This is a genomic window from Paenibacillus sp. FSL R10-2782, from assembly GCF_038592985.1.
Lineage (GTDB): Bacteria > Bacillota > Bacilli > Paenibacillales > Paenibacillaceae > Paenibacillus > Paenibacillus terrae_C.
In genome coordinates, this window is the sequence record NZ_CP151951.1 from 1,256,173 (window position 1) to 1,270,368 (window position 14,196).

A 14,196-nucleotide genomic window follows, 5' to 3' on the forward strand; every position below is an offset into this window, starting at 1 on the left:
GATGATATGAAAATCACATATTACGGACATTCAGCAGTACTGGTGGAGGAAGAGGGCAAACGGATTATTATTGATCCTTTTTTGACCGGGAATCCTAAAGCGGTAGTAAAAGCTGAGGATATTCAGGTGGATGCAGTGCTGTTGACGCATGGTCATGCGGATCATTTTGGTGATGCTATCGAAATTGCCAAGCACAACGATTGCCCTGTAATCGCGGTGGCGGAATTGGCTAACTATTGTTCATCTCAGGGAGCCAAGGCTCACGGTATGAACCTGGGCGGCGGTCACCAATTTGACGGCTTCCATGTAAAATTCACACTTGCGTTCCACAGTTCCTCTTTAACGGTGGATGGACAAACGATATATATGGGTGAGCCTGCGGGCATTTTATTGACCATAGGTGGCAAAACATTTTTCCATGCTGGCGATACGGCCCTGTTTGGCGATATGCGTCTTATTGGTGAAACCAACTCCATAGATGCTGCGGTATTACCGATTGGTGACGGTTATACAATGGGACCGGAGGATACGTTACTGGCAGCCAAATGGCTCCGGGCCAGCCGCGTAATACCGGTGCATTACAATACATTTCCGGGGATCGAGCAGGATGGGAACGCCTTCTGTGACCGTCTGCACAAAGAAGGGATTAAGGGAACAGCCCTGAATCCCGGCGAAAGCCTCGAATTTTAACCTGCATTGCCAAATTGCGAGCAAATGTCGGAGCGCCAGAATGTTCAATAGATATCCTCTGCCAGCCTTTTCTGTTCCTTTGGGAATGGGAAAGGCTGGATTTATTAAAATGAATATTTATACATAAAAACGGTATATTTTTGCATCTTCACGTTGAAGCTGTAATGTAAAAGATTTATTATCACAATCATAAAAACTTTGAATTGCTAACATGGTAGGTCAATGATAAAATGATATAACTAATTAGATTCATCAGTAGATCCGACGTATTTTTCAAGTCAAGCTATTGCATAATTATTGAAAAACATTCGCATTCGGCGGACCGTACCGCCTTGAATACGTCACATGTTTTGTCCCCCAATCCTCGTAGTTGTTCTTTGAGTTACCTCTTGTTGCCACTGTCTTCTATTCGGCCGCCTGTATTTCAGGCCAGCATGACTTTATAACAGAAAGGTTGCGTTCCATGAGACAGACAGGTTTACCACCCAAACAGGGATTATACGATCCCCAATTCGAAAAAGACGCCTGCGGCATGGGCTTTGTTGCCCACATCAAGGGAAAACCATCGCACGATATCGTAAGTCAGGCTTTGACCATGCTCGTCAATATGGAGCATCGGGGCGGTCAGGGAAGTGAACCGAACTCTGGTGACGGAGCGGGGATCATGATTCAGGTACCGCATTTATTTTTCCAAGAGGAAGCGGAGCGACTGGGCTTCAAGCTGCCAAAGGCTGGACATTACGGCGTGGGTATGCTTTTTGTATCCAATGATCCGAAGGTTCGTGAAGTTCATGAACAAAAGCTGAGAGATATTATCGTAGATGAGGGCCAGAATTGTCTGGGCTTCCGGGATGTTCCGACTTATGACGAAATGCTGGGCAAATCGGCGAAAGCCGCCAAACCGGGCGTACGTCAGGTGTTTATCGGTCGAAGCAGTGATTTGAAGGAAGAGCTGGACTTTGAACGGAAACTGTATGTTATTCGCAAACGGGCGGAGCTTGCCATTCGCTATAACGAAGAGGACCAGAACCGTGAGTCGTTTTATATCCCGAGTTTGTCATGCCGTAAGGTTGTATACAAAGGAATGCTTACAACCGAGCAGGTAGGACAATTTTATCTGGATTTGCAGGATGAGCGGGTGACTTCGGCAATCGCGCTGATCCATTCCCGTTTCAGTACGAACACGTTCCCGAGCTGGGACCGTGCGCATCCTTATCGTTTTATGATTCACAACGGTGAAATTAACACGATGCGTGGCAACGTGAACTGGATGCATGCACGTCAGACCCAGTTTGAAAGTGAAGCGTTTGGCGAAGATATTGGCAAGGTAAAACCGGTCATTAACCCGGATGGTTCAGATACAGCCATGTTTGATAATACGCTTGAATTCCTGTATCTGAGTGGGCGTTCCCTTCCTCATGTAGCCATGATGATGGTGCCGGAGCCTTGGAACAAGCATGAGACGATGGACCCGAAGAAGCGGGCATTTTATGAGTATCACAGTACGATGATGGAGCCTTGGGATGGACCGGCTGCGATGGCGTTTACGGATGGTGTGCAGATCGGAGCAATTCTGGACCGCAACGGCCTGCGCCCTGCGCGTTACTATGTGACCAAGGATGACCTGATCGCCTTGTCTTCAGAAGCGGGTGTACTGGATATTGCTCCTGAAAATGTACTCTACAAGGATCGTCTCCGTCCGGGACGGATGCTGCTGGTCGATACCCAGGAGGGCCGCATCATTTCTGACGAAGAGTTGAAGGAGCGTATCGCTTCCGAGGAGCCCTACCAGGAATGGCTGGATGAGCATCTGGTCAATCTGGATGAGTTGCCTGAAGCGCTGGAGCAGCCGGAGCCGAAGCATGAGAATGTAAACCAGCTTCAGCTGGCTTTTGGCTATACGTTTGAAGAACTGCGCAAGATTCTGGAGCCGATGGCGCTCACAGGTGCGGAACCGATTGGCTCGATGGGATATGATGCTCCATTGGCGGTGCTGTCTGACCGTCCGCAGCGTTTATACAACTATTTTAAACAGATGTTTGCTCAAGTCACGAATCCGCCGATTGATGCCATTCGGGAAGAGATCGTAACGTCCACAGCAACTACGATTGGACCTGAACGCAATTTGCTGCATCCTGAGCCGGAAAGCTGTCGTCAGATTCGTCTGGATTCACCGGTGCTGTCGAATGAGGAATTTGCCAAAATTCGTCATGTACACCGTCCAGGCTTCAAGTCGATGACGATTCCGATCTTCTTTGAAGCGAAGGAAGGCGCAGAAGGCTTGCGTAAGGCGCTCGAAGGGCTGTTTGAGGCGGCTGATCGTGTCATTGACAAGGGTCATAACATCCTGATTTTGTCCGACCGTGGAGTGGACGCAGAGAATGCGGCCATTCCAGCGCTGCTGGCTGTCTCAAGCCTGCACCACCACCTGATCAAGCAGGGTACACGCACACGTGTAAGTATTTTGCTGGAGTCGGGAGAGCCAAGAGATATTCATCATTATGCGGTGCTGCTTGGTTACGGCGTGAGTGCGGTTAATCCGTATCTGGCTTTCGAAACACTGGATGTCATGATTCAGCAGGGCTTGCTGCGCGGTGTCTCGCATGAAAAAGCAATTAAAAATTATATTAAAGCGGCCACTAAGGGTGTCGTTAAAATATTGTCCAAAATGGGTATTTCCACGATTCAGTCGTACCGTGGAGCGCAAATTTTTGAGGCTGTAGGTCTCAAACAGGATTTCGTTGATCGCTACTTCACCTGGACACCTTCCCGCATTGGCGGTATCGGTCTGGAGGAAGTCACGGTGGAAGCGCTGGCTCACCACAACCGTGCTTTTACCGATAAGGACGGCAACGACAAGGTGCTGGATTCGGGCGGTGAATATCAATGGCGCAACGATGGGGAAGAGCATTTGTTTAATCCGCAAACGGTACATTTGCTCCAGCAGTCGGTTCGCTCGGGGGACTACAAGCTGTACAAGAAATACGCCAAGCTGGTGCAGGGTGAAACTGAACAGCATTTGACGATCCGTTCCATGCTTCAGTTGAAGCCTGCGGGTAAGTCTGTGCCACTGGAAGAAGTGGAATCCGCTGCATCGATTATGCGACGTTTTAAGACGGGAGCAATGTCCTTCGGCTCAATCAGTCAGGAAGCGCATGAAGATATGGCGATCGCGATGAACCGTATCGGCGGTAAGAGCAACACCGGTGAAGGTGGGGAAAACCCTGCACGTTTCATTCCGGATGCCAATGGCGATTCTCGCCGCAGCTCGATCAAGCAGGTGGCATCAGGCCGATTTGGTGTAACGTCGAATTATTTGGTGAACGCTGACGAAATTCAGATTAAAATGGCGCAAGGCGCGAAGCCGGGCGAAGGTGGACAACTGCCAGGACGCAAGGTTTATCCTTGGGTGGCTGAGGTGCGTGGTTCTACGCCGGGCGTGGGACTGATTTCGCCGCCGCCGCATCACGATATTTATTCTATCGAGGATTTGGCAGAGTTGATCTACGATCTCAAAAACGCCAATCCGCGTGCTGACATTAACGTGAAGCTGGTGTCGGAGGTAGGCGTAGGTACGATTGCAACAGGAGTGGCTAAAGGCCGCGCTGACATTATTCTGGTCAGCGGCTATGACGGCGGTACAGGCGCTTCTCCGCAAGGCTCCATCCGCCATGCGGGTATGCCCTGGGAGCTGGGTCTGGCCGAGACACATCAGACGCTGATGCTGAACAATTTGCGCGACCGCGTGGTGCTGGAGACAGACGGCAAGATGCTGTCCGGCCGCGATTTGGTGGTAGCTGCGCTGTTAGGTGCAGAAGAATATGGCTTCTCTACAGCGCCGCTTGTGGCGTTGGGCTGTATTATGATGCGGGTATGCCAAATGGACACCTGTCCGGTTGGTGTTGCTACGCAGAATCCGGAACTGCGCAAAAATTATATGGGCGATCCTGCCCATGTGGTGAATTTTATGCGTTTCATCGCAGAAGATGTCCGCGAAATTATGGCGGAGCTGGGCTTCCGCACGATTCAGGAAATGATCGGCCGTACGGACTGCCTGGATACCGTGAACGCCGATTCGCACTGGAAGAAGAAAGGCGTCGATCTGAGCTTGCTGCTGCATGTTCCTGAGCTGGAAGACGGCAGTGTGCGTTACCGCGTACAACGCCAAAACCACGGGCTGGAAGAAACGCTTGATATGCAGAAGCTCGTACCGATGGCTGCCGGGGCGCTGGAGAACGGAAGAGCTGTAGAGGCCACTATGCCTATAACGAACGTGAATCGGGCCGTAGGTACGATTCTGGGCAGCGAGGTCACCCGCAAGTACGGAGCGGCGGGTTTGCCTGAGGATACGATTCGTTTTAACTTCATCGGATCAGCAGGTCAAAGCTTCGGGGCGTTTATTCCGAAAGGCATCACGCTGAGCGTTGAAGGCGACAGCAATGACTATGTAGGTAAAGGACTATCCGGTGGTAAGGTTATTGTGAAGAAATCTCACAAAGCGACCTTTAAGGCAGAAGAGAACATTATTATCGGAAATACGGCTTTGTATGGAGCGACCAGCGGGGAAGCTTATATTAGCGGAATTGCAGGGGAGCGCTTTGCCGTTCGAAACTCCGGCGCACGTATCGTCGTCGAGGGTGTCGGCGATCATGGCTGTGAGTATATGACAGGCGGACGTGTAGCTGTACTGGGCGAGACTGGACGGAATTTTGGAGCCGGGATGTCTGGAGGCATTGCATACGTCTATGATCCTCAGGGGATGTTCCTGAGCCGTTGTAACCTGGAAATGGTGCTGCTGGAAGACGTGGAAGACCCTGCGGAAGCAGCGGATCTGCGCGGTATGATTCAGCGCCATGTCACACACACAGGCAGCGAAGCGGGACAACGTATTTTGGATGACTGGCAGACTGCGATTCAGCAGTTTGTACGGGTGATTCCAAAGGATTACAAGCGTATGGTTGAACAGATACAAAAAGAAGAGGCGACCGGTTTGAGCGGGGATGAGGCTCTGCTGGCTGCATTTGAAGCCAATATGCGTGAATTGGCGCGTGCCGGGGGTTAATGTAGCCCCTCACCAAATTTACTAAAAAAGGGCTTGCTGAATACCGTTGTTAAGATTACGGTGATACCAGCAAGTCCTTTTTTAGTTCTTTAGAAAATATGATTTATGTCCTTGACAAACGTTATAGTTTCTGACATTACCCCCAAAATGTTTTCCTGAAACGGTAAATATGTTATAAAAAGTGTCATTTTTTTTGGAATGTAACCGTTTACGTTAGAGTTTATGTCTTGTTATTTATTTTTGGATTGGTTATGATTTTTTTAGAGTACACATGCAAATCTAGTATGCCCATCGTCACTTCAAAACACAGAATAGGGTGACAGGATGAAGTTGAAGAAGTCAGCAGAAGACCAAATGATTTTTTTGTACCGGTATGTATCACTATCTTTAACATCGCTTGTTTTTCTGTTCGAATCATCCAGATTAATCGCGTGGCAGAAGTTATTACTTATTGTGTTTCTTTTTTTATCTGTTACATTATTTACGTGGATTTACCGCAAGTACAGACTTCATGATATGGTACTGAAATGTTGCATTGCTCTGGAAACCGCAGGGATCATTTTGTTGCTGCTCCCGACGGGAGGGATGGATAGTCCGTTCAAATGGTATGTGATTACCCCTATGTTGGTGGCTTGTGCTCACCTTTCTATGAGGTACAGTTGGACGCTCCTTCTTTCCTATATCGGCTTGGTACTCACATTTTGTTATATCTTTTTTACACCAGGTCAATATTTTTTGTGGGATACGGTGTTACAAAATGCGAATTTATTTCTGGTGCTGATTGTGACCACGATGGCCATGCAGGTGATCGGTGTTATGAAGAATGAGTTGAAGATGGCGAAGGAGCAAGCTAATGAGACGATGGAACATATTAAGTCGATTTACCACATCATGGAGACGACTAGCCACAACGAGGCATTAAATCTGGGACAGGTCATCTCGGACTACACGGTTAAGCTGACGAAGCAGAGCCGCGCATTTTTCTGGCTGGACAGTCAGGAGGAGGATGCGCCGGAGAGTAGTCAGACAGGTTGGACGGTGGAGGAAGAGGAGCAGCTATTCGAGGAGCTGGGGAATTATCGTGAGGAATTCAGGGAAGAGCGTGAGCCGTTTTTCAGGCATCTGCCGGAATGGGGCGATTTTCTCATGATCACGGTACCGATGACGACTCGTTTTGTAGCGACCATCGGACTCAAGCTGGGCCCGGATCAAAGTCTGACGGGAAGACGCTGGCTCGTGCAGCAACTGATATTCCTGGCTGAGCTGAGCGCCGTGTTTTTAGAGCGCTACGAGCTGGAGCGTATCGAAAATCAGTTGATTGTGACGAATGAGCAGAACCGGATCGCGAATGAAATGCATGATAATGTATCACAAAGTCTTTTTGGCATTGTGTACGCGACGCATTCACTTCGGCAGACATGGCATGATCAGTCCAAGGAGCAGGTGGAGGAACAAATTGAGCTGATTCAGCAATCCGCCAATCAGGCAGTGAGAGAGCTAAAAGGAGCCATTCATAGCCTAAGCTCGAAAAAGAGCGGCGGCCCGACTTGGTTAGGAACAGTGAAAAGCCATCTGCATACGCTGTCCAAGCTGAACCATGTACAGATTGACTTTGATATTCATGGGGATCATTTTTCACTGCCGTACTTGTATCAAAAGGCTTTGTTTCGTATCATATCCGAAGCCGCAGGTAACGCAATCCGGCATGGGCTGGCGAAGCGGATTGATGTGAAGTTAAAATTGACGCCCCAAGTGATTAGACTGTCTATTCATGATGACGGAGTAGGGTTCGAGACGGCGAGAATGGTTGCAGGAGGTGAGGCAGTCAGTGCAGGCAGCGGCCTGGGCATGATGAATATGGAATATTTAGCTCATTCGATGGGAGGTGAATTTGATATTTCAAGTCGAATCGGAGAGGGGACACAGATCCGATTGTCCATTCCAGTAAATGCTTATGAATAAGAGTATTTTGCATAAATCCCAGGAGCGATTTCAAATCAGCAATACATAGATCGAAACGGTTTAGTTCGTCTATATATTGCACTTTCGAGCGTTGAGAATGGAATTATGCAAAATGCTGATAAAGATGTGTGAACATCCTGCAATACAAAATCTGCGGTAACAATCGGATACATAGGGATTATGCAAATCCTGAACTGTAGACAGGAGGCCGAATCATGAAAATTGTCATTGTCGATGATCATCCTTTAGTACGGAAAGGACTCGCTGCCGTTATATCCATGCAGCCCAATGTTCAGTTTGCGGGAGAGGCCCAGAATCAACAGGAAGCACTTGTGGTTATCGAGGAAACTGACCCGGATCTGGTGCTGCTGGACTTGAAGCTTGCCGATGAATCAGGTCTGGATATTATCAAAATAGCACGCGGACGCGGGTTCAGAAGCAAATTTATTTTGCTGACATCCTCGTCCACACGAGAAGACTTCCTGAAAGCGGAGGAAGCTTCTGTGGACGGTTACGTACTCAAGGAGGCTTTGCCTGAGGAACTAATTTACGCGATTCATCTTGTCAACAAAGGACGCAAATATTATGATCCTGCTATTCTGGAGAACAAGCTGCGGGAGGATGCGGGCAATCTGACAGACGACCTGACACCGAAGGAAAAGGAAGTATTGGTCGAGCTGGGCCAGGGAGCCTGCAACCGCGAAATTGCATCCCGATTATTCATCAGCGAATTTACCGTCAAAAAGCATGTCAGTCAGATTTTGGCCAAGCTGCGGCTGGCGGATCGGACTCAGGCAGCGTTGTATGCCAATGCGATTGGTCTGGCGAAGTACGAGCCAACGAACATCTAGCGTGTGATACGCTGAAGGCGGTGGCGATGGAAAGCCTGTCCGACTGGGCAGTGCGCCCATGTAGCTTTCCAGTTCAGTTTATATAGCGAGTAACAGAAGAAGCCTCAAAATCACCAGCTTCGGTGGTTTTGGGGCTTTTTTTCAATTTATTTTTCCATAATCAACAAAGACTGGTACAAAAGTATACCATGCTGTAGCTAAAAGTATACAATCTCATCCCCCTGTAGTGATGGAGAAAGTGCCGTCAGGTTCCATGTCGTACCCACAGCAGCTTGTTACAATTAGATCATACTTAAAATAAGAAGAAAAATGGTATGGGAGGGAGGATTTTTGTGGAGAAAACCATTTTGGATTATCTGGTCCTAATCAAAAAAAGATTGTGGCTGATTTCGATTTTTGTCATTCTCTCATGCGTGACGACTTACTTTGTGAGCGACAAGGTCGTGAAGCCGGTCTATTCCGCCTCAAGTCAGCTACTGGTTAACCATATTTCCGGTAAGCAGGGAAGCAACAATCTGAACGATGTCAACACAAGTCTTAATTTGGTGGAAAGCTACAAGCAAATTCTCACTTCACCTAAAATTATGGAGGCTGTCGTAACGATTCATCCCGAATTCGGCTTGACGCAGCAAAAGCTGGCAGAAAAGCTGCAGGTCAAAACCTCGGATAAAAGTCAGGTCATCGGCTTGACGTTTGAGGCAGGGAGTTATCCACAGGCTGCCGCTGTTGTGAACGCGGTAACCCAGAAATTCGTGCAGACGGTTCCGGGGCTGATGGAATTGAATAATGTGAAAATCTTGAATGAGGCGGACCCGCGGGCCAATCCTGACCCGACCAATGGCAATCCGCTCATGAATATTGCGATTAGCTTTCTCGTATCGCTGATGATTGCACTGGGCACGATTGTGTTTCTGGAAAGCATCAACGGTACGCTGCGCACGGAAAAAGAGGCAGATGCGGACATCGGTATTCCAGTGATTGCATCCATCCCGGTCATTCGCAAGAAGGACATCGACGGCGCAGCCGGAAATTCCAAAGAACGGGTAGGGGAGCGTAAATATGCTGCGATTGAATGACATGTTGATTACAGAAAGCAATCCTTCATCGTATGTCTCGGAATCCTTCCGTTCTCTCCGTACATACATTCGGCAGCAGGTCATCGGGCAGACGGACCGCGGGACGGTTCTGCTGCTGACCTCGCCAGAGAGCGGAGCGGGCAAAACAACGCTGATCGCCAACATCGGCGTTTCCTTTGCACAAGAAGGCAGGAAGGTGGCTCTGGTGGATTGCAATCTCCATACGCCAGCGTTACACGAGATATTCGGATTGGAGAATACCGGAGGTTTATCGGCTTATTTGCGCGGTGGAGCTGCTTCCAAGTCCATTGTCAGATATGGCGTGCCGGAGTTGTCTGTTATTCCAGGCGGAGACACCTTGCACAACGCGGCTGATTTGCTCGGCAGTGAACGCATGGTGGAGCTGCTGGAAGAGCTAAAACGCGAATATGACATCATACTGCTCGACTCGGCTCCAGCGCTGAACTATACGGATGCTCGCCTGGTCGCAAGCTTGACGGATGGTGTGATTCTCGTCGCCAGACACGCCCGGACCAAGCGGGAAGATTTACGCAAAACAAAGCAACTCATGGATCAGGCCGGTGCGACACTGGTTGGAATTGTGATGAATCAGGTGAAGTAAGCAACACCAAAATTCGATGATGCAAGGAGAATGAGTGCGATGACGAAAAGAGTGAAAAAGGCCATTATTCCAGCAGCAGGTTTGGGTACGCGCTTCCTTCCTGCAACCAAGGCAATGCCTAAGGAAATGCTTCCGATTATCAATAAGCCCACAATTCAATATATCGTGGAAGAAGCGATTGCTTCTGGTATTGAGGACATTATTATCGTAACGGGCAAAGGCAAGCGTGCGATTGAGGATCACTTTGACAACGCATTTGAGCTGGAATCGAAGCTGCTGGAGGACGGCAAGCTGAAGCTTCTGGAAGAGGTTCAGCGTTCTTCGGGAGTAGAAATTCACTACATTCGCCAGAAAGAACCCAAAGGTCTGGGACATGCGGTATGGTGCGCAAGACGCTTTATCGGGGACGAGCCGTTCGGTGTACTGCTGGGCGATGATATCGTAACAGGTCAGAAGCCTTGCCTGCGTCAGTTGATGGATCAATATGAGGAAACTCAAAATTCCGTCATCGGTGTACAGCGGGTACCGCAGGAATTCACGAATCGCTACGGCATCATTGAACCGGATCAACAGGACGGACGTCTGTACCGGGTAAACAATTTTATAGAAAAACCGGCTCCGGGCACAGCGCCTTCCGATCTGGCTATTATGGGCCGTTATGTATTCTCACCAAAAATTTTCAAATATCTCGATCTTCAGGAAAAAGGGGCAGGCGGCGAAATTCAGTTGACCGATGCGATCCAAAAGCTGAATCAAAGCGAGCGCGTATACGCCTACGACTTTGAAGGAACACGCTACGACGTGGGTGAGCGTCTGGGTTATATTTTGACCACACTTGAATTTGCACTCGCTAGTGATGATTTGAAGTATCCGGTTATAGAAGCCATGCACGAGTGGCTGAAAAAGACCGAGAAAGCAACCACGGCAGGTTGAGAGGGGGTACGTCAGCATGAGCATGGAAAATTTACCGGAGGACGGCGAGGCTGTCATGTCAGGTAAAGCGTTTTACATGCCATACGGAAATACACAAATTCAGGATAAAACGTCTTACCTGGTAACCAAGCGATTGCTCGACATGTTGCTGTCTTTCGTTGGTTTGATCGTATTACTGCCGCTTTTTATCGTGGTGGGTGTTTTGATCAAGCTCGAAGATCCGAAGGGAAGCGTTTTTTTTAAGCAAATTCGGGTGGGCAAGAACGAGAAGCTATTCAACATGTATAAATTCCGCTCCATGGTGTCCAACGCCGAGGAGCTGAAAAAGGACTTAATGGAGCTGAATGAAGTGAGCGGCGCCATGTTCAAAATTAAAAACGACCCGCGAATTACGAAGATCGGCAGTTTTTTGCGCAAGACGAGTATTGATGAGATTCCACAGCTTTGGAATGTGTTGGTCGGGGACATGACGTTAGTAGGTCCACGTCCGCCATTGCCGAGCGAGGTTGAGCAATACTCTGATTATGACAAGCAGCGCCTGATTGTCACACCAGGATGTACCGGCTACTGGCAGGTGAGTGCACGTAACAGTGTAGGCTTCGAAGAAATGGTGCAAATGGATTTGAAGTATATTCATGTTCGCAATACGTGGCTCGATCTGAAAATCATCATGAAAACAGGCATTAAGATGCTGTTCTCCAAGGATGCTTACTGATGGATGCATTCAAGCGGTGTCCCGCAGTGTCCGTCGTTATTTGCACCTATAACCGGGCTGATCTGCTGGAAAAAACGCTAATGTCGCTGCTGGAGCTGAACGACCTTGCGCTGGCTGAGATCATTGTGGTCGATAATCGCTCCACCGACCATACGGCGGCAACGATCAAAAGATTTAATGCCGAGCACGGTCATGATATTCATCTTCGGTATCATTATGAGCGCGAGCAAGGATTATCCGCCGCTCGTAATGCGGGTATTACGTTATCGAGGGCAGAAGTCATTGCTTTTCTGGATGATGATGCGATCCCGTGTGCTACATGGCTGCAAACGATTATGTCGACCTTCGGAAATAATTCCGAACTGACGGCCATGGGCGGGAAGATAGATCCTTTGTTTGAAACGGAACGACCGGGCTGGCTGACCGGGCCGCTTGAGCTGCCTTACACGATTATTGACTTGGGAAAAGCCATCCGTGAATATCCGGCGGGACTGAATCCGTTCGGAGCGAATATGGCCATGCGCAAAACAGCTTTTGCTGCCGTAATGTTCCCACTTCATTTGGGAAGAAAGGGAGATATTCTCTTATCTGGTGAAGAATCGTGGGTATTCGAGCAGATTCGTAAAAATGGTGGAACGATCATGTATCATCCTCACATGGCAGTGAAGCATTTTGTTCCGGCTGCACGCTTAACAAAGGAATGGATCATGAACCGTTACTACTGTCAGGGTATGTCTTATGCTGTTCAGGCCGCAGGCCTGCGCGGCAACGTGATGCTGATGGCGAAGACGGCAGCCAAATGGCTATACAACACGGCGGACTCCCTGCTGGCACGTACTGAGGGCAGAAAGCTGTTGAACCGGTGCAGATTTGAAAGTATACGGGGAACCCTGGATACGCTGCGCAACCGGAAAAGCGAGTCAGCTGCGGGGTGAAAGATTGATCATGAGCAACTATCCTTGGACTTCAAGAATAAACACAATACAGCATGTTTTCATTTTTCTTCTAGGCGCTCTTGCTGTAGGAATTGCGGCTACTTATCAGCCGGTGGCCAGCATTGCGGCAGTATGCTTACTGCTTCTGCTGGCCGTTTCTATCCATCATCCAGAGCGCATCAGCTATGCAGTTCTGCTGAGTACGGCGGTATCGGTGGATTCCTTGTATCAGGGTGGCGTATTCGGGATCGAGATTTTGTCATTATACAAATTGGGCATTTTGGCCTTGCTGGTACCGTGCATGCTCGTTTACGGCATACGTCTTAAATTTAGCTATCCGATCTGGGCATTGGTGATCATGCTGGGGATTACATTTGGATTTTCAGCATGGCTGCCTACGCTGACGACCTCGATTGCAGTGAAGGCGTTCGTCGGACTATCGTTGCCCTTCTTTTTTTTACTGATCCAGTGGAAGAAGGAGGTGGCCGAAAAGCATATCCGGTTGATCAGCCTGCTGCCGATCATTAGTGTGGTCGTTGGACTCGTTTTACAGATCGTAGGTATGCATTCGTTTACCGATGTGGAATTTACGGGAGCGGTGAGAGTACAGGGGGCGAATATTCCGCCGCATCTGGCGATGCTTTCCTTCCTCGGGATTGCCGTCTCGTTGATTGAGGTCAAACGCAAGCCGCAGCAAGCTGCCTTTTATTATACGGTGCTGGCGCTGAACTTTTTGATTCTGATTGCTACCGGCACACGCGGGCCGATTCTGGCACTGTTGCTCATGTTTGCTGTGTATCTGTTCGATATCGCCAGGCAGTATCTCAAGGGGAAAGTCAATTATTTGCTACCGCTGGCCGGATCGTTTTTGATTGCTCTGGGGGCGGTGGCCCTGCAATGGAACAATTTAAAAAAACGCTCCTTCGAGCGGGAGACCGATACGGGAATTGATCTGTCGGGACGCTCGGAGGCATGGGAATATTTCTTGAACAGAGTACAGGATTATCCGTGGTCAGGCAGGGGTCTTGGCGCGGTGACGGTTGCGAACGACGGGACGTTATTCAAAGGCTTTGTCGTGCCGCATAACGAGTATATACGCTTTTATTTTGACACGGGATATATTGGCTGCGGGTTATTGATGCTTTCATTGCTGGTCGTGTTCGTTCTCATTTACCGGTCGCTTGCCAAGTCGATCAAACCTTATTTTGCAAGCTTGATTGCGGGCTTTCTGATTTATTCATTTTCAGATAACACGTTGTCGACGGTTCAGATGATTATTCCATTTTGCTGGTATTTGAACGTTTTATACCAGACATCTACTCAAACCGATTTTCGCAAAGAGAAGTGATA

The 14,196-nt window shown here is 48.9% G+C and carries 10 protein-coding genes; all 10 read left to right on the forward strand.

Annotation, left to right across the window (positions count from 1 at the left end):
• The first annotated feature begins 6 nt into the window (after positions 1-6).
• The 10 genes from NST83_RS05750 to NST83_RS05795 all read left to right on the forward strand — a co-directional run bounded on the left by NST83_RS05750 (position 7) and on the right by NST83_RS05795 (position 14,194).
• A complete protein-coding gene (locus NST83_RS05750; RefSeq protein ID WP_342416923.1) occupies positions 7-690 on the forward strand; it encodes a metal-dependent hydrolase in 684 nt (227 codons plus the stop codon).
• 463 nt (positions 691-1,153) lie between these two features.
• Entirely contained in the window at positions 1,154-5,752 is a 4,599-nt protein-coding gene (gene gltB, locus NST83_RS05755) for a glutamate synthase large subunit (RefSeq protein ID WP_342416924.1), read from the forward strand.
• Between the two features lie 324 nt (positions 5,753-6,076).
• Positions 6,077-7,714: an ATP-binding protein gene (locus tag NST83_RS05760; RefSeq protein WP_342416925.1), complete on the forward strand. Its 1,638-nt coding sequence runs from the start codon at positions 6,077-6,079 to the stop codon at positions 7,712-7,714.
• A 215-nt stretch (positions 7,715-7,929) separates the two neighbouring features.
• Positions 7,930-8,565: a response regulator transcription factor gene (locus tag NST83_RS05765; RefSeq protein WP_137061908.1), complete on the forward strand. Its 636-nt coding sequence runs from the start codon at positions 7,930-7,932 to the stop codon at positions 8,563-8,565.
• Positions 8,566-8,897: 332 nt separating this feature from the next.
• Positions 8,898-9,641 carry a Wzz/FepE/Etk N-terminal domain-containing protein gene (locus NST83_RS05770; RefSeq protein ID WP_342416926.1) on the forward strand — a complete coding sequence of 248 codons (744 nt, stop codon included), beginning with the start codon at positions 8,898-8,900 and terminating at the stop codon, positions 9,639-9,641.
• On the forward strand, positions 9,625-10,263 hold the full coding sequence (locus tag NST83_RS05775; RefSeq protein ID WP_137061910.1) for a CpsD/CapB family tyrosine-protein kinase: 639 nt from the start codon (positions 9,625-9,627) through the stop codon (positions 10,261-10,263). The genes NST83_RS05770 and NST83_RS05775 overlap by 17 nt, the downstream gene beginning before the upstream one ends.
• A 39-nt stretch (positions 10,264-10,302) precedes the next feature.
• Complete coding sequence (galU, locus tag NST83_RS05780) at positions 10,303-11,196, forward strand: UTP--glucose-1-phosphate uridylyltransferase GalU (protein WP_014280252.1); 894 nt, start codon at positions 10,303-10,305, stop codon at positions 11,194-11,196.
• Between the two features lie 16 nt (positions 11,197-11,212).
• A complete protein-coding gene (locus NST83_RS05785; protein WP_025685121.1) occupies positions 11,213-11,911 on the forward strand; it encodes a sugar transferase in 699 nt (232 codons plus the stop codon).
• Entirely contained in the window at positions 11,911-12,846 is a 936-nt protein-coding gene (locus tag NST83_RS05790) for a glycosyltransferase (RefSeq protein WP_342416927.1), read from the forward strand. Before NST83_RS05785 ends, NST83_RS05790 begins: the two co-directional genes overlap by 1 nt.
• 10 nt (positions 12,847-12,856) lie before the next feature.
• The gene (locus NST83_RS05795) at positions 12,857-14,194 is read left to right on the forward strand and encodes an O-antigen ligase family protein (protein WP_342416928.1); all 1,338 of its coding nucleotides are present in this window, start codon (positions 12,857-12,859) and stop codon (positions 14,192-14,194) included.
• Positions 14,195-14,196 lie beyond the last annotated feature (2 nt).